General features: G+C 46.2%; 21 protein-coding genes. 17 read left to right on the top strand and 4 right to left on the bottom strand.

All coding sequences use genetic code 11. The features are described 5' to 3' along the window. Nucleotides 1–23: 23 nt before the first annotated feature. On the top strand, nt 24–797 hold the full coding sequence (locus tag GYMC10_RS22215) for an SDR family NAD(P)-dependent oxidoreductase (RefSeq protein WP_015736605.1): 774 nt from the start codon (nt 24–26) through the stop codon (nt 795–797). Nucleotides 798–994: 197 nt separating this feature from the next. Here GYMC10_RS22215 and GYMC10_RS33120 read toward each other — a convergent pair whose 3' ends face one another. After that, the gene (locus GYMC10_RS33120) at nt 995–1045 is read right to left on the bottom strand and encodes a putative holin-like toxin (RefSeq protein ID WP_229716897.1); all 51 of its coding nucleotides are present in this window, start codon (nt 1043–1045) and stop codon (nt 995–997) included. 347 nt (nt 1046–1392) lie between these two features. Between GYMC10_RS33120 and GYMC10_RS22210 the strand changes: the two genes are divergently transcribed. Together GYMC10_RS22210 and GYMC10_RS22205 are read left to right on the top strand one after the other, a co-directional pair. Beyond that, nucleotides 1393–1857: a GyrI-like domain-containing protein gene (locus tag GYMC10_RS22210; protein WP_015736604.1), complete on the top strand. Its 465-nt coding sequence runs from the start codon at nt 1393–1395 to the stop codon at nt 1855–1857. Nucleotides 1858–1913: 56 nt separating this feature from the next. Beyond that, nucleotides 1914–2666, top strand: coding sequence for a hypothetical protein (locus GYMC10_RS22205; RefSeq protein ID WP_015736603.1), 753 nt, complete (start codon nt 1914–1916; stop codon nt 2664–2666). Nucleotides 2667–2941: 275 nt separating this feature from the next. Here GYMC10_RS22205 and GYMC10_RS22200 read toward each other — a convergent pair whose 3' ends face one another. Then, complete coding sequence (locus tag GYMC10_RS22200) at nt 2942–3640, bottom strand: ABC transporter permease (protein ID WP_015736602.1); 699 nt, start codon at nt 3638–3640, stop codon at nt 2942–2944. After that, on the bottom strand, nt 3633–4355 hold the full coding sequence (locus tag GYMC10_RS22195; protein ID WP_251498893.1) for an ABC transporter ATP-binding protein: 723 nt from the start codon (nt 4353–4355) through the stop codon (nt 3633–3635). Before GYMC10_RS22195 ends, GYMC10_RS22200 begins: the two co-directional genes overlap by 8 nt. 192 nt (nt 4356–4547) lie before the next feature. Between GYMC10_RS22195 and GYMC10_RS22190 the strand changes: the two genes are divergently transcribed. The 9 genes from GYMC10_RS22190 (at nt 4548) to GYMC10_RS22150 (ending at nt 13138) form a co-directional block, all read left to right on the top strand. After that, on the top strand, nt 4548–5267 hold the full coding sequence (locus tag GYMC10_RS22190) for a response regulator transcription factor (RefSeq protein WP_015736600.1): 720 nt from the start codon (nt 4548–4550) through the stop codon (nt 5265–5267). Continuing rightward, entirely contained in the window at nt 5258–6367 is a 1110-nt protein-coding gene (locus GYMC10_RS22185; protein WP_015736599.1) for a sensor histidine kinase, read from the top strand. The genes GYMC10_RS22190 and GYMC10_RS22185 overlap by 10 nt, the downstream gene beginning before the upstream one ends. Next, nucleotides 6364–6918 (top strand): GNAT family N-acetyltransferase, encoded by a 555-nt coding sequence (locus GYMC10_RS22180; protein ID WP_015736598.1) that lies wholly within the window; start codon nt 6364–6366, stop codon nt 6916–6918. The genes GYMC10_RS22185 and GYMC10_RS22180 overlap by 4 nt, the downstream gene beginning before the upstream one ends. Before the next feature lie 133 nt (nt 6919–7051). After that, nucleotides 7052–7426, top strand: a complete 375-nt coding sequence (locus GYMC10_RS22175) for a hypothetical protein (protein WP_015736597.1) — start codon at nt 7052–7054, stop codon at nt 7424–7426. A gap of 167 nt (nt 7427–7593) precedes the next feature. Next, nucleotides 7594–8247 carry a TetR/AcrR family transcriptional regulator gene (locus GYMC10_RS22170; RefSeq protein WP_015736596.1) on the top strand — a complete coding sequence of 218 codons (654 nt, stop codon included), beginning with the start codon at nt 7594–7596 and terminating at the stop codon, nt 8245–8247. Nucleotides 8248–8367: 120 nt separating this feature from the next. Beyond that, nucleotides 8368–10683: an ABC transporter permease gene (locus tag GYMC10_RS22165; protein WP_015736595.1), complete on the top strand. Its 2316-nt coding sequence runs from the start codon at nt 8368–8370 to the stop codon at nt 10681–10683. 3 nt (nt 10684–10686) lie between these two features. Continuing rightward, nucleotides 10687–11445 (top strand): ABC transporter ATP-binding protein, encoded by a 759-nt coding sequence (locus GYMC10_RS22160; RefSeq protein WP_015736594.1) that lies wholly within the window; start codon nt 10687–10689, stop codon nt 11443–11445. A gap of 98 nt (nt 11446–11543) precedes the next feature. Continuing rightward, nucleotides 11544–12569 carry a nucleoside-triphosphatase gene (locus GYMC10_RS33360; protein WP_015736593.1) on the top strand — a complete coding sequence of 342 codons (1026 nt, stop codon included), beginning with the start codon at nt 11544–11546 and terminating at the stop codon, nt 12567–12569. Next, entirely contained in the window at nt 12560–13138 is a 579-nt protein-coding gene (locus GYMC10_RS22150; protein ID WP_015736592.1) for a GNAT family N-acetyltransferase, read from the top strand. Before GYMC10_RS33360 ends, GYMC10_RS22150 begins: the two co-directional genes overlap by 10 nt. 89 nt (nt 13139–13227) lie before the next feature. Here GYMC10_RS22150 and GYMC10_RS22145 read toward each other — a convergent pair whose 3' ends face one another. Then, nucleotides 13228–13698: an AraC family transcriptional regulator gene (locus GYMC10_RS22145; protein WP_315971961.1), complete on the bottom strand. Its 471-nt coding sequence runs from the start codon at nt 13696–13698 to the stop codon at nt 13228–13230. A gap of 1173 nt (nt 13699–14871) precedes the next feature. On the opposite strand from GYMC10_RS22145, the gene GYMC10_RS22140 reads away from it, so the two are divergent. From GYMC10_RS22140 to GYMC10_RS22120, 5 genes are all read left to right on the top strand, one after another. Beyond that, nucleotides 14872–15663: a hypothetical protein gene (locus tag GYMC10_RS22140; protein WP_015736590.1), complete on the top strand. Its 792-nt coding sequence runs from the start codon at nt 14872–14874 to the stop codon at nt 15661–15663. 540 nt (nt 15664–16203) lie between these two features. After that, nucleotides 16204–18246 carry a peptidoglycan D,D-transpeptidase FtsI family protein gene (locus GYMC10_RS22135; protein WP_015736589.1) on the top strand — a complete coding sequence of 681 codons (2043 nt, stop codon included), beginning with the start codon at nt 16204–16206 and terminating at the stop codon, nt 18244–18246. A 1174-nt stretch (nt 18247–19420) separates the two neighbouring features. Next, nucleotides 19421–20410, top strand: a complete 990-nt coding sequence (locus GYMC10_RS22130; RefSeq protein ID WP_015736588.1) for an ABC transporter permease — start codon at nt 19421–19423, stop codon at nt 20408–20410. 16 nt (nt 20411–20426) lie between these two features. Next, nucleotides 20427–21338: a carbohydrate ABC transporter permease gene (locus tag GYMC10_RS22125; protein ID WP_009589981.1), complete on the top strand. Its 912-nt coding sequence runs from the start codon at nt 20427–20429 to the stop codon at nt 21336–21338. A gap of 52 nt (nt 21339–21390) precedes the next feature. Beyond that, entirely contained in the window at nt 21391–23007 is a 1617-nt protein-coding gene (locus GYMC10_RS22120; RefSeq protein ID WP_015736587.1) for an extracellular solute-binding protein, read from the top strand. Nucleotides 23008–23017 lie beyond the last annotated feature (10 nt).

Raw genomic sequence — 23017 nt, 5'->3', positions numbered from 1 at the left:
CATCTTACTAGGAGGCATACACCATGAGCAAATTTGATGGAAAAGTGATTGTGATTACTGGCGCAGCAGGCGGGATCGGAACAGCAGCCGCCCAAAAACTGGCGGAACAGGGGGCCAAACTTGCGCTGGTCGATTTGAACCTGGAAGCCGTCCAACAAGTGATTTCCGATTTGGGCCTGGACGATTCCAGAGCAATTGCGCTGCAGGCCAATGTCGCCAAAGAAGAGGAAGTCAAAGCGTATGTGGATGCAACGGTCGAGAAGTTTGGTAAAATCGACGGCTTTTTCAATAATGCGGGGATCGAAGGGATCACTGCCAATGTAGAGGACTATCCGACCGAAACCTTTGAAATGGTCTTCAATGTCAACGTCAAGGGTGCTTTCCTTGGACTGAAATACGTGGTTCCTGTCATGAAAAAGCAAGGTTACGGCAGCATCGTGAATACCTCCTCCGGCGCAGGCCTTATCGGTTCGCCCGGATTTGTCGGATACAATAGCTCCAAGCATGCCGTGATCGGCATGACAAAGGTGGTTGCATTAGAAGCTGCTCCGTTCGGCGTGAGAGTGAATGCCGTAGCGCCTGGAGTAATCAATACCCGCATGATGCGCCAAATCGAGAAAAATACGGTGCCTGAGGATGCCGAAGGTGCAAGAAAAGCATTCGGCGCCGCCGTTCCGCTCGGACGATACGGGGAAGCGGAAGAGGTAGCCAACGTAGCTGTTTTCTTGCTGTCCGATGATGCGTCCTATGTAACGCAATCCATTTATACCGTGGATGGCGGCCAAATCAACCAATAAGTTTACAGCACCAGACAGCCAAGATTTTAATAAAAATAAACAAACGAACCTATAAAAACGTTATAAATTGAGTTATACTGAGGTAAGAATAAGTAAGGAGCCGTGCTGGAACACGACTCCTAAGCACAATAACTGCATAAAGAGCAGTCGGCCGCTAAGTGGTGGTCGAAATAGACCGTTACCTTAGGCAGGGCGGTCTATTTCTTTTTCATGTAGGTAAGAAGCGCCAAAATGAACATACCGAACATGAACATTAAGGAAAGTGCGTCTTTGACCTCCATGGGCTTCACCTCCCTTCCGGGAGACTAGCCGACCGCCCTTTTAGCCGTATATTGTACTAGGGAAATTATAGCATAACGAAGAATAATAAAAACGAATAAATAATATCAGAGAGTAAGGCATAACAGAATAATCAGACAACAATAGACCCGGCCTAAGATAAGAGTTATCTAAGACCGGGTCACTTCGTAGACGAGGGAACGTTATGTGAAATGATCCCACTACAACTAAAGCGAAGGTGTGACTTTTTTGCAGAATGGAAGGATCCGAAAACTGTTGTGCACGGCAAATTGGAATTAGAAAGGGGGGATATGAAATGACGGAGATTAGCCAAGTCCATATGGAAGATCTGTGGTCGGTTCGAAGAGAACGCTTAGGCAATCGATGGTTAATCGGCATTCAGAATGAGCTTCCGCAATCCTATGAGGACGAACAGCGCTTGTTTGCAACTCTTAGATCCAGAAGAGACGAAATACAGCATCAAACTGCCGATCCGAATACGTACATGGTAATCCATGATGACGGATCGAAGATGACGGTAGCCTTGATGGTACGTCGTATCGGGGAGATCCCGGAGGGCATGGTATCCTTGAATCTTCCGGAAGAGGAATACGAGGTTTTCCGGTTCGAGGAGAAACATATTTGTTCATTCTGGCAGTATTTCTGCGAAACCGAACATCGGAGCAAATATGGCGTTAATGCTGCCAAGGCAAGATTTGAAACCTTTAACGACACCTTGCAGCCGAATGGCGTAACGGAAATTTATTATCCGAAGGAATAGGAAGGATGCCCGAACATGTATCATAGATGACAGAAGCCGTAAAGGGAGGAAGGAATATGCGAGCGACTGAAGATATCATGCAGGTATGGAGGAAGTTCAACGATTTTCCGATGGAAACCTTAACGAAAGCCTGGCACAGCTTAATAGACCCGGAATGCAAACAACGAACAACGGATGTCATGAAAGAGCATCGCGCATTATATGGAACGTCGGGCAATTGTTTTGATTTGGCGATTTGGTTAATCGATGAATTCAGACAGAACAAACGCCCCTGTTATGGAGTGCTGACGGAGCATTTGCATGTCGCCGTGGTCGCCGTCAACGAAGAGGGCAATAAATATTTCTGCGATCTTGGAGATCAATGGATTGAGCCCATTTTGTTGGAACCGGGTCATGAAGCGTATACGGAAGAATTTGTCGACGGTTTCTTTCCAGGTTCACGCATTAAACTGAACACCAGAGCGAATCGTCTCTTGATAACCTACGGAAGGCCAAACGGAAAGGAAAGCAGCCAAGCATTCGACTTGACGCCTGTATCCGATGAGGCATTGATCATCGCCGGGCAAAAAACGCAGCGCCTGTTCAGCGATCCGCTTGTAGAAAAGAGGATTTTTACGGATCAGGAGGTTCTCCATTGGGAATTCGATCATTACGAAAGCTACCTAAGTTCCAAGGAAGGCAGAATAGCAGAGCCTCAGCTGAAGGATATCGGGGAATGGGCAGAACGAATACATACGATGAGCGGGATCCATGAAGAAGTTGTCATAAGGGCATTGGAAGTCTACTCGAAGAAGTCTTCGCATCCTTAACGCTGGACTTTTAACACCTTAAGTCTGGGGAGAACGTTACATCCAAAAGGAAAAAACAGCTATTGCCGTGCGGCTCTAGGGGATTTTCCCTGGCTAGGGCTTGCCGGCAATAGTCCGTTTCGTTTTCCTTATGGATTTCAATTTCTGTGATAAGGCTGGCTTCAAAGGAAGCTTCATGATTAAATGTTGGTTTCCCTATGCCTTAACAGACCATCGCCAACCCGCTGACGGCTACCAAGACAATGCTGTTCCTCCGTTCAAATGCTACATGTCTCTTAAGCTACATCGGTTCGATCCACTTTGTTAAAAGCAAGATAGCCAAGGATCAGGCCAAGCAGGCAGAGAACAATCGGGATGGCGATGAATTGGAACAAGCTGGACGAGCTTCCCCCGTCGGACACCGATGCGTTAATCAAGAATCCAATAATGACAGCCGAAGTAATCGTGGAAGGCGCCGATTTCTTTCTCATGCCGAACGATAACGGAATGAGGCTGATGCCGGCCATCATAAAGGCGTTTAGCACCGTGGCCGGAACAGCGGCCATCATGGCAGCGACAGGAATAGGCGCGTCAAATAAACCGATCATCGGATTCAAGAGGTACGTTAACAGATGGATCAGGAACGTTGTTATGATGATGCTGAAAAAACAGAATCCAAACACAATCGATAACTTGGCTTGAATAATTTTTTTTCGCTGCAGCGGGTAAGTGAACAACACTTGGATCATGCTGCTCTTGTATTCGTCAATCACTAAACGGGACAGAATAACGCTTGAGAAAATGATATAGGTGATTCGAATCAAAACACCTGATAACGATATGAAATCTGCATAACTCATGGGCTCGTTTTCCCCTTTGGAACCCAGCGCCATCAGCGTAACGGCTGCGAAAATAGCCGCAATGCAAATGGCTAATCCCTTGAAATATCCGGACAGGTTATTCTTCTGCCATTCCAGCTGTATCAATTTAAGCATAGCGTTTGCCTCCATGAACGAGATTGATGAAATACGCCTCCAACGACCCGGCATGCTGTCCTCGGATGTCCTCCATTTTTACTTCCGTTAATAATTGCCCCTGATGAATAATGCCGATCGTATCGGCAACCGATTCGATTTCCGACACGATATGGCTCGATATGAGAATGGTGGTTCCGTAGTTCTTCTTGAATAGCAGTAAGAGCTCCCGAATATCCTTAATTCCGATCGGATCCAGTCCGTTGATCGGTTCATCCAGAATGAGGATGTCCGGTTTCGTCACAATGGCCCGTGCAATCCCTAATCGCTGCTTCATTCCTAGCGAGAATTCATGGATTTTCTTCTTTCCGACTCCGTGAAGGCCTACGATCTCCAGCGCTTCCTTAATCGCAGACTTATTGTGATATCCGACGTATCTGCAATGAAGATCCAAGTTGGCTTCGGCCGTAAGCCGGTCATAAAACACGGGATACTCAATGATGCTGCCGATTCTTTTCAAGAATTGAAAGGATGTGGGGAGAACCGGTTGATCGAATACTCGGATTTCACCGGAAGACGGTTTGACCAGGTTTAAGATCATTTTCATAATGGTGGTTTTCCCGGCACCGTTCGGACCCAAAAACCCGTAAATTTCCCCTCTTCGGACGTTCATATTGACGTTCGTAATGGTTTCTGTACCTTTGTATACCTTGCTTACTTGATGGATTTGAATCATGGTTTCCACTCTGATTTCCTCCCGCTCTCTGATTGATGTGCTACATTTAGCTTAAGGAACGAAAGTAAAAATAAAGTAAACGGAGCGGAAAAAACTCGTAACATTTGACATCGCGTAAACTCGTAAAGGATGAAATAAGGTAAGATAGAAATACATGTTCTGGATTAGTTTGAAACGAGGGAAGAATAGCAAATGGAATCTGCAACCATATTGGCCGTCGATGACGAGATTGGTATTTTGAAGTTATTGGAGATTACGCTCCGAAAAGAAAACTTTACGCATATTGACACGGTCTCATCCGGAAAAGGCGCACTGCAGCGCGTCAAAGAAAAATCATATGACATGATCCTGCTTGATATTATGCTCCCGGATCTAAGCGGCTTTGAACTCTGCACGGAGATCCGGAAACATACGAATGCGCCGATCATTTTCATCAGCGCGCGCTCTACCGACTTCGATAAGTTAACGGGGTTAGGCATCGGCGGGGACGATTATATAACAAAGCCCTTTAATCCATTGGAGGTCATTGCCCGAATCAAGGCGATTCTTCGTAGGCAAAAGATTATGGAGAACGAACTTCAACAAAACACGGCATACGATTACGGGTACCTCTCATTTCATCCGGAATCGGCAACGTTAATCGTGAAGGGCCAACCAGTAGATTGCACGGCCAAGGAGCTGGAGCTGCTGCATTTCTTCTTCAAGCATCCGAATCATATCTTCACGACGGCTCAGCTTTATGAGCTGGTATGGGGGAATGACGTGTTCGGGGAAGAAAAAACGGTCACGATCCATATCTCCAAGCTGCGCAAAAAGATAGGCGATGATACCCGCAAACCCGCAATCATCGTGAATTTAAGGGGAATCGGTTATAAATTCATCCCTCCGAACGAGGCACTGGCATGCGAATAAAAACTCGATTCACGATACATTTGGCGTTAGGGCTCATCCTGTGGCTTCTTGGAACGGGTATGCTGCTTGTTATTCTGCTTGAAGGCATTCTTCCCATGCTGGGTATTCATATCACTGTGGATAATGAAGGACTTATTGTAGGAGTGATCTTCGGAGCCAGCACGCTGTTATGCATAGCCCTGTTCGGATGGTATTTTGGCGGCCCGATCGGATTCATAATGACTTGGATTCAACAGCTTTCGAAAGATGATTACAAGCAACCGGCCGAGTTGTCCAAAATCGTTACCCGAAAAGGGAAACTGCGCATGCGGTACAGCCTCTATCAGGAGGTGCTCCAGCATCTTCAGTCCTTGGGCAGCGTCCTGCAAGCGAACGAGGCGGAAAGAACCCAAATCGAACAGGCCAAACAGGAATGGATCGCGGGGATATCCCATGATTTGAAAACACCTCTAACCTATATTAAGGGTTATTCGGCTCTCTTATTGAACGAACAGTACGAATGGTCGAAGGAAGAGGCGATCTCTTTCATCCGGGAAATGGACGATAAAGGGAAGCATATGGAGGAATTGATTCAGGATTTAAGCCTCGTTACGCAGCTCAACCGCGCGGATGGCGCGCTGCCGTTATTGAAGGCGAATCAGGATATCGTCGAGTTCACCAAAAGGGTGGTAGCCGATATCAGCAACAATCCGCAGGCAAGCAACTACCTTTTGCATTTTCAAACGGATTCGTCTGCCATGCACGTGGATTTTGATGCGAAATACATGCAGCGCATCCTGCAAAATATCATGATCAACTCGATCATTCATAATCCGGAGTTTACGGAGATTTTCGTTCGGATCACGGACGCAGGAGAGTTTGCCGCTATCCGCATTACGGACAATGGCATAGGCATGCCGGCCGATACGGTAGCCCATCTGTTCCAACAATATTATCGCGGGACCACGACGGATGCTGCCTCTGAGGGCACCGGACTGGGAATGGCGATCGTCTACAAGCTGATTCAAGCCCATGACGGCACCATCACAGTGGAGAGCAAGCCTTCGCAAGGGACAACGTTTACGATTCGATTGCCGAAAGAAGGAGGGAGATATGGATGAAGAAACTACCGACGATCCAATTAGAAAGGTTGATTTTACGGCCGTTCAGTTTAGAAGATGCAAGAGTTGTACAGGAACTGGCAGGCGATAAGTATATTGCAGAAACAACGCTATATATTCCGCACCCGTACGAAGATGGGATGGCAGAACAATGGATAGAGTCCCATTTTGCTAACTTCAATGAAGATCGATCCCTTGAGCTAGCTATTGTACATAAAGAAGAAAATTACGTAATTGGCGCAATCAGTATAGGCTGCAATCGAAATTTTGATCACGGTGAGCTTGGATATTGGATAGGGAGAAAATACAAGAATCATGGCTATTGTACGGAAGCGGCAAAAGGAATCGTACAATATGCGTTTGAAGAAATGCGATTAAACCGCATTTTTGCACGTCATCTGGGGAACAATCCTGCATCAGGCGAAGTCATGCAAAAGCTAGGAATGAAGCATGAAGGACTGTTAAGACAACATGTAAAAAAATGGGGTGAATATGAAGACCTTGCGCATTATGGTCTGTTGAGGGAAGAGTATGTATCAGAGAACAGCTAAGGACTCTGGTTGAAATCAAAAACTGGATCGCGGGTACATCCGAAAAACAAACGATTTAACGGTGGTTTTTGTCTTTTACCATTCTATGACTCTGGTAATATACTATATCATTCCCAGCTAAGGAGTGATATAGATGGCAAATCGTGATGTGCGTCTTGCGCTGTGGTCAGGTACTAATTTTTCCGTTCGTCGGATTCTATTCAGACGAGGAGGCGTTGCGGTTCGTGACCTCGGAGCATTTCGGTTTAACAACGTTCTTTCGAGTTTTCGGCTCCGGAATGTGGTGCAGCGTTCTGAAGTAACGCTTGTGTTGTTCTCGGGAATCAACTTTCAGGGGTCGTTCCGTGTGTTCAGAGGAAGCCAAAACGTAGCGAACCTGGAAAACTTTAATTTCAACAACGTGACATCTTCGTTCATTGTGGTAGGTCGCAACCTTACGGACGCAGAAATTACCCAAATTCAAAGCACTGCCAGACCGCCTCAAGACATCCTCGTCATAAGACAGTAAGATAAGCAATTTTGCAAAAAAAAGCAGAGCACAAATAAAAAACGGCTCATCCCTTAATAGGGGAGGGGTCGCTTTTTATTTTTTCAGATAACAACGGCCTTGACAACGGAAAGCGGCATGATATGATATTACCGACAGACAGTCGGTCTAGGAAAGGAGGGGGAAGCATGCGAATCGTAAAAAAAGCGGAGGAACGCAAGAATGAAATCCTTGACGCAGCGGATACGCTATTCGGTCAGAAGGGCTTTGACGGCACAAGTACCAACGATATTCTCGAAAAGGTCGGCATTGCGCGCGGAACTTTGTATCATCACTTCAAGTCAAAGGAGGACATTATGGATGCGCTGATTGACCGCTATACCGTCCGATTGTTGGATCGGGCACAGGCCATTGCCTTAGACAAGAGCATACCGGTAATCGAGCGCATCATCCGCGTTGTGATGTCGCTGAACATAAGCGGCGATGGAGAGAGCAGCAAGGAAATCATGGAGCATATTCACAAGCCTCAGAATGCGCTCATGCATCAAAAGATACATAAGGTCATTATTAACGGTGTTCCGCCGATCCTGACGGACATCATCCGCGAAGGCATCGAGCAGGGGCTGTTCAGCACGCCGTTCCCGTATGAATGCATGGAAATGGTAGTGATCTATGCGAATACCGTTTTTGATGAAGATCTGGTAACGATGACGGACGAGGAGCGAGGGCAGCGAGTTCTGGCCTTTGTTTGCAACGTCGAGAGGCTGCTCGGCGCAGAAAGCGGAAGCCTGATGGAGGTTATGGGGATGTTTGGTGGAGGAGATGAAAGCGGACAAGCATGAATCAGCGCAGGAAAGCTCATCAGCAGGGGCGACGGCAGAGAAGCAGTCCTTTCTCCTCTTCATCTTAGGAAAGCTGTTATGGTAGACATCGGTTAAAATGCTTGAACACAGGGGGACCTTATGTATTTCAGAATCATCCGAAGGGATATATCCAAAAGCAAATGGATCACGTTGATGACCATGATCTTCGTTGCGGCAGCAGCGATGCTGGTTTCGCTCGCGGCCGTGCTTATTTTAAATTTATCCGGAGCGGTACATACACTCATGACGCAAGCCAAAACCCCGCATTTTATGCAAATGCATTCGGGTGACATCGATACTGAACGGCTAGCAGCTTTTGCGGAGCAGCACGGCAATGTCGAAGATTTTCAAGTGACAGAATTTCTCAACATGGACGGTGCGCGGATTCGGTTAGGGGAGCATTCGCTTGCCCATAGCGTTCAGGATAACGGATTCAGCATACAGAGCAAGAAATTCGATTATCTGCTTGATTTGGACGGGAACATCATTCACGCGGACGACGGCGAGTTATATGTTCCCATAAATTATATGAGAGACAATATGGCAAGGGTTGGCGATGTTGCGGTGATCAGCGGGAAGGCATTTACCGTTGCCGGATTCCTCCGCGATTCGCAGATGAATTCCACGCTCTCCGCCTCCAAGCGTTTTCTGGTCAGTGACAAGGATTACGCGGAGATCAAAAACTCGGGCAGTACGGAATATTTGATTGAGTTCAGACTAAGGGATTTGTCGGAGCTAGGCGCATTCGAAGCAGATTATGCTTCCGCGGGTCTTGAAGCGAACGGACCTACGGTTACCTATAAGCTGTTCCAAATGATGAACGCCCTTTCCGACGGGATGATGATCGGCGTTATCCTTCTCGTTAGCATTCTTGTCGTAGCGATATCTCTGATGTGCATACGCTTTACCCTCTTAGCCAAAATCGAAGAAGATTACCGTGAAATCGGCGTCATGAAGGCGATAGGGCTGCGTGTTTCCGATATGAAAAAGATCTATCTCGCGAAATATGCTGCGATTACCGCGGCAGGCAGTATTCTCGGCTTTGCGCTTTCGGTGCCTTTCAAAGGATTGCTTCTTGAGAACATACGTCTCTATATGGGAGAAAGCAGCCATTCTTCTTATGCCTTGCCGTTCGGACTCATCGGCATACTGCTTGTCTTCCTGACGATCATCGCCTATGTAAGCAGAGTTCTGAATCGCTTTCGGACCATATCGGCTTCAGAAGCGATACGCTTTGGCACTTCACCCGAGAAAAACACGGGCGCCGGACGCTTTAATCTGAGCGGAAACAGGCTGTTTAGCACCAATATTTTTCTCGGGATCAAAGACGTTCTCGCCAGGAAAAGACTTTACGCTACAAGCCTGACGGTAATCGTGATCTCGGCATTTATCATGATCGTACCGCAGAACCTGCACAACACGATCTCGTCCAAAAGCTTTATTCAATATATGGGCATCGGAAGCTACGACATGCGGGTTGACATTCAGCAGACCGAGCAAATGTCGGAAAAAACGGCCGAGATTCTACATACGATGAACAACGACCCTGCCATTACAAAGACAGCCGTCCTTACAACCAAAACATTCAAAATCAAAACGGGAGACGGGACGGAGGAAAATATCAAAATCGAGCTTGGGGACCATACGGTGTTCCCTATAGCATATGCCAAGGGCAAAGCACCCGCAGAAGACGAAATTGCGCTTTCGGCGATAAACGCCGATGAGTTGGGCAAAAAGATCGGCGATATCATCACGGTGGTGATCGAGGGGAAGGCGAAAGCCCTCACGGTAAGCGGAATCTACTCCGACATTACCAACGGCGGCAAAACCGCAAAGGCTGTATTCACCGACGATACGGCGGACACGATGTGGAGCATCGTCTGCGCTGAGCTATCCGATCAAACGCTTGTCCATGAGAAGGTCTCCGCCTATGCGGAGAGGTTCGATTATGCAAAGATCTCGGACATTGACGACTTTGTATCGCAAACGTTCGGCTCGACCATTAGCTCCGTCAAAACGGCCTCCAACGCTGCCGTTACGGTTGCGCTGATGATAGCGGTTCTCGTTACCTTGCTGTTTATGAAAATGCTGGTTGCCAAGGACCGGCATGCGATTGCCGTCATGAAAGCCTTTGGCTTTACGAACTCGGATATGAAGGTGCAGTATGTCTCGCGTTCGGTATTTGTCCTGATTGTCGGCATCATGGTTGGAACGCTTCTGGCCAACACGGTCGGTGAGATGCTTGCAGGTGCCGCAATTTCCTCGTTTGGAGCGTCGACATTTCATTTTGCGATCGATCCGCTTTCGGCGTATCTGTTCAGCCCCATGTTGATGATCGGCGCGGTGCTGATCGCAACCGTGATCGGCGTTTCTGGCGCGGGACGAATCAAAATATCCGAACATATGAAGGAGTAACCTATGAAGAAGTTGATTATCTGCGATGATATCGTAAAATCTTTCGGCGAAGGTGATGACCAGCGCCGTGTTCTGGATGGCGTGTCCGCCTACATTCACGAGGGCGAGTTCGTTTCGGTTATGGGGCCGTCGGGTTCGGGAAAATCAACGTTCATGTTTGCATTGAGCGGGACGGATGGCGTGAATGGCGGAACGGTCTTTTTTGACGGCAAGGATTTATCGGCAGCCTCGGAGAATGAGCTTTCAGATATACGGAGGACCCATATGGGGTTTGTCTTCCAGCAGCCAACGATGCTGAAAAACCTCAATATCCTCGATAATATCATTCTTCCATCCATGCGGGACCAACGAAAAAACGTTGCATCCATAACAAAAAAAGCAAGAACTCTTATGAACAGGGTGGGAATCGCAGAGCTGGAAAAGCGAGACATCACTCAGGTTTCGGGAGGACAGCTTCAGCGTGCGGGAATCTGCCGGGCGCTGATGAACAGCCCGAGAATCATTTTTGGCGATGAGCCTACGGGCGCGCTCAACTCCAAATCCGCGCAGGAAATCATGGACATTTTCTCCGAAATCAACGCGGAAGGCACGGCGGTCATGCTTGTAACACATGACGCTAACGTGGCGGCCCGGACGGAGCGCATTATGTTTATGCGCGACGGGAACATGGTCAGTGAACTCAAGCTTCCCAAGTACGACGGAACGGATATGGATCGCAGGGTTGAGAATGTGAGGGCGAAAATGCTGGAGATCGGAATATAATGTATAATGATGGAAAAACAAAAAATGCTTCAAACGAATTCTTCACTTGATCAGTCATTGAAATGATAGATAAAACATGGAAATGGCGGTGTTAATCGATGTTCGAACAGTCAAAGCATTTGGTTGCAGTTTCAGCTTTAGTGAAGAATAGAGACGGACATGTGCTGATGGTTCGGACGCATTTGCGTTCGGATACGTGGGAACTGCCCGGAGGCTTCGTTGATGCCGGGGAGCCGCCAGATCAAGCGGTGTGCCGGGAGTTTCTGGAGGAGACGGGCGTGGTTATACGCCCTTTAGGCATTTCAGGAGTCTACTACAATGAGAGGCTGCACGTGTTGTCCGTCGTTTTTCATGCGGAATACGTCAGCGGAGAAATAACCATTCAACCAGAAGAAATTGTGGAAGCGAAATTCGTAGACTTGGTAGATTCCAACCTGGATGAATACATAAAAAGGCCCCACATTCAATCGCGCACGCTGGACGCCATCCGTGCAGAGCGTTCGGTCCCTTATGAGACTTGGGATTTGAACCCGCCTCAGTATAAGCTGCTGTCCAGATTGGACGGAAAACCGCTGAATGCCATAACGGCATTTTTACTCACGGGGAAGCCGAGGATGGGCAAAACGACCCTGATCAAGAAACTCATACATCTCGTCGGCCCTGATCTTTGCGGCGGTTTTTATACGGAGGAAATAACGAATGCAGGCGATCGAATCGGTTTCAGATGCGTGGCTGTTGATGGAGAAAGCGTAGAGATTGCAAATGTGGAAAGTCCCAGCCATGTTCGAGTTGGCAGGTACGGCGTAGATGTTGAGAAATTCGAGGATTTTGCTATTCATAAACTACGGGAAGCCTTATCCTCCAAGAAAATCATCGTCATTGACGAACTGGGATTTATGCAAATGCTGTCCGCCTCTTTTCAAAGCATGGTACAAGAGATTATTAGTGATCGCCGGATTGTTCTAGGAACGATACCCGTCGAGAGTCGCCCTGAAATAGATACAATTAAATATCGGAAGGAAGTCGGCATTGTCAGCTTGAACGAATTCAATCGTGATGTGATGCCGGAAGTGGTGATGAAGGATATTTTGAGGGCATTGGAGGATGGAGGGACATGCGGATAGAGGATATCTTCTCGGATCTGCCAACGTTAGAAACAGGCCGAACGATTTTAAGAAAATTAAGAAGCGAGGACGAGCCAGATATCTTTCGTTACGGATCGGATGATGAGGTATCGAGATATACCTCCTGGCCGACGCATCAAACGATGGCAGATACCCGCCATTATCTAAACAAGGTGCTGCAAAAATACGACCATCATGCCGTGGCCCCGTGGGGGATCGTGGACAAAGAAACCGGAAGGGTCATCGGAACTTCAGGATTTATGGCTTGGAACGTTCATCATGCCAAAGCAGAACTGGGATATGCCTTGTCCAAGGATTATTGGAATCGTGGTTACATGACCGAAGTGATCAGGACCATCATCTCTTATGGATTTGAAGTAATGAAGCTGGTTAGAATCGAAGCCAGCTGTCTGCCGTCAAACCTAGGATCAGCCAGAGTGATGGAAAAGGCCGGCATGACCTTTGAGGGAATCATAAGACAGTCGATATTCGTGAAAGGCAAACATGAAGATCTGAAATTATATTCCATTGTCGTGGATGACTACCGGAATCAGAACAAGACCCGTTAACGGGGCTTGGCCGGATAACGGTCATCGCAATAATCCCTTGGTGCATGCACGAAGGGATTTTTACATGAATGGTCGACAATCTGGAACGATTACTTCGCGGATATCCCGGCATACATGTTCCGGTACACGGCCGGGGTGAGGTTCTCGAATCTTTTGAATGTTTTGATGAAATAGCCCGTGTCGCAGAAGCCAAGATCATCGCTCACTTGATGGATCGGCGAATCGGTGGATTCCAGCAGCTGCTTGGCCCATTCAATCTTAAGCCGGGCGATGAAGACGGAGAAATTCTCCCCGGTCTCTTTCGTAAAGATACGGCTGAAATAGCTAGGGCTGATATGGCACAGCTTGGCCATCTCCTTCAGGCTGAAATTTTCATGCTTGTGCGCAAAAATGTAGTCAAACGCGGGCTGAAGCACCGGATTCGAAGAAGCAAACCGCCCAGCGCCATTCTTCAATTTGGTGTCGATCAGCGCTCCTGACAGCTCCTGCTGGATGGATTGAATGCTGCGGACCGCGCGATCGGACTCCCTCAGCGTTTCAACCGACACTGGCGCGTCCATGTTAGACAGCCCCGTACGGACGGGGACTCACCTAGTCGCACCAAAGCCCGTCGGCCACATGATGACCTTGCCGCGGGATTACGGCAGCATCGAAGAAATAAATTAAGGTAATTCTGTTGGAACTCACGGAATTGGACTGCCAACGCTGCAGAACCCTTGGTGTCATAGGGAATGTTGTTTCGGCCGGGTGTATGGGAGCGGAATTTGATCGCCCCACCCCTTTTCCAGACAAATGAAGATGGAGGACCCATCTAACAACACCATGCAAGTATACCGCTGGACTGCAAGCTCCTGGAAGAGCATTGATGGCTTGCCGATCCGGCGGGTGCATTAGCTTGACTAACAAAATTAGGAGAAGATGAAAATGTTGGTAGGTGATTAATCGCCTACTAACATTTTTTTAAGAGGTTACAAAGTATAGTCTGTCCATAATTTGTGGATTTACTTCCCAATAAAACTGATAACTACTGACCCTCAGCAACCCATCTAAATTATACTTAATCTCGCCTCGAGCCCCCAGTCTTCAGCAATTTTTTTACGATTTACGTAACTTTCATGAAGAAAATAGTGTTATTACTATTGACTGGGAAAAATCTAGTGATTATTAATTTAATTCAGTAAGGGTAGATTGCTGTCAGTCGCTATAGGGCTAACACTAGTAAATGGGGTTGGACAAGCTTCGGCTGCGACTTACACTATCTGTGACAATGATCCTGTTGCTAGCAATTGTGGTATGTACTTTGGGGGACTACCTGAAGGTGGAACTGCTCATTGGGTTTACAGAACAGGAGCCGGTTACAACAATGATTATAGACTGATTGCTAATGCTAGTTACCCATATGAGACAGCTTCAATAAGCCTGAGAAGGCCAAGTGGAAATTTTATAGCAGGAAGTAACTCTGTATACGCATATATAAATAGTGCATTCACAAGTAGAACTACTCGATATTGGGTTTTTCCTGGTGGTGGAGTGGTAGGTAACTCAGTAGGAACGTTAAATCAATATAACGCTAGCACTGGATGGAATTATGTCGGTAGTTTTAATACTTCAGGTAACTGGGATAGGTTAGATATTCAGGTTGAACCACAAGGCCAAGCAGGAACTAATGATGGGTTGGATGCAATTGAAATCGTTTCCCCATAAATATTCTCAAACTCAGGAGGTTGAATGAAATGAGATATAAAAAATTTTCACTCTTAGTTCTTTCTTCGTTACTTGTTTTTGGAGGTACAATATATGCTGCAGATTCTATAAATAAAAAAGAAAGGGAAGTAGAACCTCTCCCTCTAATTGAATTGGATAACGTACCCGTTGGTGCTAAGGAGCAGTTGAACTTTGCATCCAATATTAATATAAAAGAGAAAATGCTTAATTCTGTCGATTACTTTACGAATGCGTCTGGGATTTATTCAGTTGTTATCGATCACATCCAGGTTAATGAAACTATTGAATTTGAAGTAGAGCAATCCCCTGTTAAAAAGAGTAAAGTAACTACAATCAATCATAATACAGAGGAAGTTTCTCATCATAAATTCGAGGAAGAAAAAATTCAAATCTTTGATGAAAACTACTTGGTTGATGAGGTGAACACCGATCAAATTTCAATCGGCAAACCTATTGGAGAACGGCATTTAACGACGTCAAGTGGTGAGAACATCTACGTTTATCGAAATGATCCAGCATTTTCTGGACCAGCTCAAGATTACTTACTTCCACAAGCTTATGCATTCTGGTTAAATGATGATATAAATAATTATGAAATTATTGGAACAGAAAAATACTTAGAGCGAGAAGTAACTATTATCAAAGGAATCCATGAACCCGATATGGCTGAAAAGCATAATGCAATTAATTTCGAACTTTGGGTTGATAATAACTCTGGAATACTTTTGAAGCTTATAGAGAAGAACGAAAATGGTGAAGTTACCAACCTAATACAAGCTGAAGAAATTTTTATCCAATAAGTATTTGTGACCCATTAGAAGGCGCTATGAAGAAGGGCGCTCTCTCATGGGTCACTTTAGATTCGTCGTTCCATAGTACAAGATAATGGCGATCTTCAGAATTATTAAAGTATTGATAGTGAGCCTGTGTTGACATGTCCTGTATCTTTCTTCAATTGAAGAGTAAATAAAACGAGTGAATAGGATATGAAAATGAAGCGGCACTTACAAGTGACAGGCTAGAAAACACACCTAGTCTTAGAAGAAAGGGAGCAGATAACTGCATATACGGATCAGCGATACTGCACTCAGGTGAAGCAGGAAGTGTTTGAGTTAATTCGAAAAGAAGCTTAAAAAGGTTGTTGTATACAAACGAAGTTGCATGTAAGAACTTGGTAATTATTAAAGCCGCCCTTATGGTCGAAATTAAAAGGTTGGGCTGACTTTTCTATTTTTTGAGTAGTCAGCTCATTAATACAATTATTTACTCAAATTTACAGATTTCTATGATAAAATAATTGCATAAGCAATTGGGATTGTGACTAAAGGAGAGAAGTTTACGTGAAAGGCTTTAGGCTAGATAAGCGAAAATCAGAAAATAGGGATGCTGGCACTCAGTTTAATTTACGGGTTAATATATTCTTTTTCAGTACTTTTATTATATTTTGCGTCGTTATCATTCGGTTAGCAGTTCTACAGTTTGTTGAAGGTCCCGAACTTAAGGAACAGGAAACTGGCATACAAAGTAAAAATTTCCCTTTGCAGCCTATACGTGGGACGATTTTTGACGCCTCTGAGACTCCAATAGCCTATTCGACTTCCTCACAAGCTCTTTACGTTACGCTGCTGAAGGATTACAGCTCCTCGGAGAAAGGGTTACAGAATCGACCGGAAATCGAAAAAATCGTCACAGAAATGGTTGAAGTGTTTGATCGGTTTGGTGATGAGGGTGCTAAGAATCTAACATATGATGAGGTGATTGAATTACTTGATCTGGAGTTTAACAAGCAACCAGGATTTGAACCGAGACGGATCAAATCGGACCTATCTACCAAAGAAGTGGCTTATTTTATGGAGCGAAAATCAAAATATCCCGGAGTAGAGGTAGTTGAGGAAAGCCAGCGGCAATACAATCCGGATCAGGTGGCGGTACAAGCAATCGGATACTTGAAGGACTTTCGAGGTGCGAAGGATGAGAACAAATATAAGGAAATTGATGAACAAAACAAAACACAGAAGGATCCAGGTCTTCTTTATACAGAACGTGAAAAGGTCGGAATTTATGGACTTGAAATGATGTTTCAAGATGAGCTACGGGGAAAGAGCGGTTACATAGAGATTCCAATTAATCCGCAGAATATGGCTGATGGAGTACCGACTATGATGCCACCGAAGAAAGGCTACAACGTATACTCTACAATTCATAAAGATATTCAGCTTGCTGCGCAGCAAGCCATTATTGATCAATTGAAATGGTTGCATGCGAATCCTGTATCTGGAAAACTCCATCAGGATGCGTTAACCGGTTATGCGGTAGCGATGGAAGTAGATACGGGGAATATCGTGGCGATGGCTAGTATGCCGGATTATGATCCTAATGTGTGGGAGAATGGTACGGATGATTGGGAAACTGTCTTGAAACATTATGGAAATGGAACAATATCCCCGTACAGTTCGGGACGATCCGGCAACAATTTGGAATCAACTGTGCTGCTCGGCTCAACCATAAAACCACTTAGTGTGTTGATTGGTCTAAATGAAAAGCTGTTTGGTATTAACGACTATTATTCAGACCAAGGCGAGGCTTATTTTGGAAAGGATAATTCTAGGGTTCAGAATTCTGGAAACAAAGCATTTGGATCTATTAACCCTAGAAAAGCTATTGAGAATTCTTCAAATGCGTTTATGGTCGATTGGATTGGTGAGAGACTATATAACAAATATGGTTCTGAGTCCGTTGAAGTTTGGGATAAGTACATGAAAGCTTTTGGGCTAGGAGTTCCGACTGAATCTGGATTGCCTAAAGAGCATAAAGGAATTATTGAGTACGACAATATTGAACAAGCAGGCTCCTATTTAGCCGCCATGGCCTATGCTTCCTTTGGTCAGTCAGGTAAGTATACGACCTTACAGTTGGCTCAGTATGCATCAACATTAGCCAATCGCGGTGAGCGTATCAAACCTCAAATGGCTATTCGAATCGAAGACCAGAATGGTAATGTCATTAAGGAATTTGAGAGGGAAGTATTGAACAAGGTTGAATTTCCGGATCAATACTGGAATGAGATCATAGCTGGGATGAATACACAGGGTTTGCGAGCGTTTGATGATTTTAAATATGACCTAGCAAGGAAAACAGGAACCTCAGAGCAGGATATCTATATTAATGGTAAACGTAACAGATTGGAGAACGGGGTTTTTATTGCCTTTGCTCCTCGCCAAAATCCGAAATTGGCTGTGGCTGTCGTCATACCAGAGGCCGGTTTCGGTTCCCAGAGTGCTGCACCAGTAGCTCGCAAGATTTTTGATGCTTATGATGAGGTATACGGCCTCGACGGAACTCCTCATCCAAAGCAGCAAAATAATGAGAAGGCCGAAAATTAGATTAATGAATAATTAATACATGGTAGTCTCTGGCCACACAGAGATGGCTTTTCTAATCATAGAATTGTAAAAAAGCTATTTGTATCATTGAGAATAAAATGGATGAACTATTAGTCTTATGTTAACCGGTAATTTTTCAGGCATAAGTAGAGAGCGGAAGAACTTCTGACTTGGCATTTACAGCAGGTCATTTAAGTTGGTAATTATTTTTAAGGCTAGTAGAGGAAAGGACTATAGTCAGATAATGTATGTTGCTATTATTAGGTACGAAATCTATAGCTTATTAGAACTCTGTGGACCGAGGCTTAGAAGGAAAAAAACCATCCTGGCACCTCCACTAATTTTTTTTCGTCAGTCGCCTACTTCTTGAGTGAGGAGGAGATGCTAGTTGACTCTAAAGAGACACTCTTTTACACAAATTAAGGGACATTATTTTAATGTGATTTATATGTTGCCCCAGAAAGCAACTCATTGATCCTTATTGATAAGACCTTCCTTTTTCGATCGCCACATCGCTTTTCCTGTAGCAATGGAGTATGCCCCTGTTTTAGAACCGGCAAGGATATTGTAACCCCTGGTGTAGTCCGGACCTCCAAACAGGTCGTTTAAGCATTAATGGTAATAATGATAAACCTAATCTTGAACAATAATCTAGAACAGTAAGCGGCAGCGAAGAATATTCAGAAAAAAACCATCAAAAAAAGTTGGTGGTTTTTTTATTTTGATGGGTGAATGATCAAAGGGGAATGAAATCGACAGAGAACATATAAACTGGGGCCGCATTTGTTGCGGCTTTTCTAATTTAAAGTGAACAAGTTCTTGACCCAAACTCACCCACTCGAGTTAACGCATAATCGGTGTTCGTAAGCCATGTTCACACAACGCTTGATGGAGCACAATATGTAACATATGAATCCTGATAACAGGTTCATATGTTACACATACACCGCATCATATATGAGCAAAAATCGCGAGATTCGGGTGAGAAATAAAGGACAGCAGCGGGATTTCGCCGGACAGACGGATGACAATGCACATCTTACACATTTACGATGTCATGCTGTCTTCTCTACACTTTGGAATGTAAGCGTTACCTGTTAATCACTGAAACGTGATGTACGTGAGTGAACCAGATAACCTGACATGAATCGATATGTAAGAAAGGAGGGGAAACATGAAGGGAAGAAGACTGCTTGCTGTGATATCCGGAAGACGTTCCATCCATCGCGAAACGAAGCCGCCTAATCCAGGCGTAAACCAAACGTCTCTTGGTAAACGAATCAGGGTGAACTGGGAGCTCTATCTGTTCTTGGTGCCGGCCTTACTGTATTTCCTTGTATTTCACTATGCGCCCATGTACGGCATCCAGATTGCCTTTAAGAACTTTATCCCCAGCAAAGGAATCATGGACAGCCCATGGGTGGGCTTCGATCATTTCGAGCGTTTCTTCAATTCCTACTATTTCTGGGATCTGCTCTGGAATACGTTCAGCCTCAGCTTCTACGAGCTGATCATCGGGTTTCCGCTGCCGATCATCCTGGCGCTCGCTTTCAACGAAATCCGGACAGGTCCCTTCAAGAAAATCGTCCAGACCGTTACGTATGCGCCTCATTTTATATCCGTTGTTGTCATGGCGGGTATGATTATTACCTTCTTATCGCCGTCCACAGGCATCCTGATCCAATTGATCAAATGGATGGGCATCGATGCGCCGAACTTTCTGTCGGATCCGGCGTGGTTCAAGACCGTATATGTTCTGTCCGGGGTCTGGCAAAGCACCGGATGGGGGACCATTATCTATCTGGCCGCGCTGTCCGGGGTCGATCCCCAGCAGCATGAAGCCGCGATTGTGGATGGAGCCAGTCGTTTCAAACGATTGTTGCACATCAACCTCCCGGCCATACTCCCAACGATCACCATTTTGTTGATTTTGAACATGGGCAACATTCTTACGATTGGCTTCGAAAAAATACTGCTGCTGCAGAACTCGCTGAATATGGAATCTTCCGATGTCATTTCAACTTATGTTTACCGGACCGGTCTGGTCGACGCGCAGTACAGCTTCTCGACAGCCGTTGGCCTGTTCAACTCCGTGATCAACGTCATTCTATTGGTAACGGTCAACCGGATTGCCAGACGCACCAACGAGAACAGCCTATGGTAGAAAGGAGGGAAGTGCATTGGTTACCGCGATGAAGGAATCGAAGTGGGACAAGATTTTTCTCGGCAGCGTTTATATCTATTTATGCATCGCTCTAATTGTTGTTCTGTATCCGCTCGTATATATTCTCAGCGCATCGATCAGCAGCCCGCAGCAGGTGAATTCCGGTGCGATGTGGCTGTTTCCCAAGGAGATTACCTGGGCCGGATACCAGCTGGTCTTCGAAAACCCGAAGATTTGGAACGGATACCTGAACACGATCGTTTATACTGGGATAGGAACGCTGTTGAACCTGGCCGTGACACTGCCTGCAGCTTATGCGCTCAGCAGGTCGGATTTGGTCGGTCGTCAACTGTTCTTGGGATTTATTCTGTTCACGATGTTTTTTACCGGAGGTCTTGTGCCAACATATCTCGTCGTCCGGAATTTGGGACTGATCAACACGATGGGGGCGCTCATTCTTCCCGTAGCCGCATCGGTATGGAATATCATCGTTGCCCGGACGTTCTTCCAGACGACGATTCCCAAGGAACTGCAGGAAGCGGCATATATGGACGGCTGTACCAACCTGAAGCTGTTCGTCCGCATTATTCTGCCGCTGTCCGCGCCGATTATTGCAGTCATGGCATTATTTTACGGGGTCAGTCACTGGAACAGCTATTTTCCGGCTCTGATCTATCTCAACGATGAGAGCAAGTATCCTCTGCAGATGGTGCTGCGGCAGATTCTGGTTCTTCAGGAAATGACGGCGGAGACGACCGGCGCCGGGATCAGCGGGGATGCTGCCAGGGCAATGAATTCCAAAGCCGAAACGGCATCATTGATCAAATACGGGGTTATCGTTGTATCTACGCTGCCGATTGTGGCTCTCTATCCTTTTTTACAGCGATACTTTGTCCAAGGGGTCATGATAGGCTCTGTAAAAGGATAATGAAAGCGTTTTATAAGATATGAGCTTGAATATGCAAAGGGAGGAAACATGGATGAAGATGACAAGCAAACCTTGGAAGCTGGTGTTGACGGGGCTGACAGCTCTGTCCCTGCTCGCCGGATGCGGTTCGGCCGGCGATACGAAATCTGCCGGAACAAAGTCAACGGAAGCAGCCGCCGTGAATAAGGAAGGCTTCCCGATTATGAATGAACCGATTACGCTGACCATGATGGCACCTGATGTCGGCGTTCAGAACTGGAAGGATATGGTCGTGCTGCAGCAGATGGAGGAAAAGACGGGCATTTCATTCCGATACTTGAATGCACCGAAGGATAGCTTTGATACGAAGAAGAACCTCGTATTTGCCAGCGGCGATTACCCGGATGTTTTCTATGCTGCAGGTTTGACGGCGGCCGAACAGATGAACTATGGCGAGCAGGGTATTCTGATTCCGCTGGAGGAGCTCATTGAGGAGTATGCTCCGAACTTCAAGGCGCTGATGGATGAAATTCCGGAGATCCGTAAATCCATTACGGCTCCGGATGGACATATCTACTCCTTGCCTGCGGTCGATTTAAGCCAGCACTGGTATCGGAACCCGCTGTGGTACAATGGTGATTTCCTGGAGGCCCTGAATATCGACAAGCTTCCGGAGACGACCGAGGAGCTCTATACCTTCCTGAAGCGGGTAAAAGAAGAGGATCCGAACGGCAATGGAGTCGCCGATGAAATCCCGATCTCTTCCGTATCGACGGCGACGACCAATGCTCGGGATATTCGTACTTGGCTTCTTGGCGCTTTCGGCGTCTATGAAGACGAAATTTATGTAGACGATGAGGATGTTGTTCATTATACCCCGATAGAAGAGGGCTTCAGAGAGTATCTGGTCTATATGAACCGTCTATGGAAAGAGGATCTGCTCGACCACGAAAGCTATTCGCAAACCGCAGAACAGAAAAAGGCCAAGGCACAGAACAATCAGGTGGCCCTGTTCTCCGACTGGCATGCCTACATGACCAAAGGGGGAGAGCCGTCCACCAAGGATCCGATGTTCGCTCCGGTGAAAAGCGATTTGGTAGACAAGCCGGCCATCGCCAAGAACAGAGGGATTACGACAGGGGCTTTTGCCATCTCGGCTACCAATCCTGCCCCTGAAGCATCGATGCGTTGGGTGGACTACCTTTACTCCTATGAAGGGTCGCTTTTTTTCAACAAAGGACCTGAAGGCATGCTGTGGGAGTATACGGATGAAGCTAATCGCGTGAAACGCTATTTGTCTGTGCCGGACGGCATGGAAATGGAGGACTACCGTGCGACTTTGACGCCAAACTACGGCATTCCGGCTCCTACCATCAACACGGACGATATCAATAAAGGATTGAAGACCGACTTTGACCAGTGGGTTGAAAAGGAGACGAAGGAAAAGCTGCTCGATCGCGGAGCCAGACCTCCGTTCCCTGCCTTGTTCCTTACCGTTGAAGAGCAAACCGAGATTAACAGCCTGAACTCGGATTTGAGCACATATGTACAACAGATGGAGGCGAAGTTCGTGACCGGAGCAGAACCATTGTCCAATTGGGATAACTATCTGAACACGATGAAGAAAATGGGTGCCGACCGGGTCGTCGAAATCTATCAAGGCGCATATGACCGCTGGAAGTCGAGCTAAACATAAAATG

Source organism: Paenibacillus sp. Y412MC10 (assembly GCF_000024685.1).
In the GTDB taxonomy this organism is placed as follows: domain Bacteria; phylum Bacillota; class Bacilli; order Paenibacillales; family Paenibacillaceae; genus Paenibacillus_AQ; species Paenibacillus_AQ lautus_A.
This window is presented reverse-complemented; position numbering and strand designations above follow the sequence as displayed.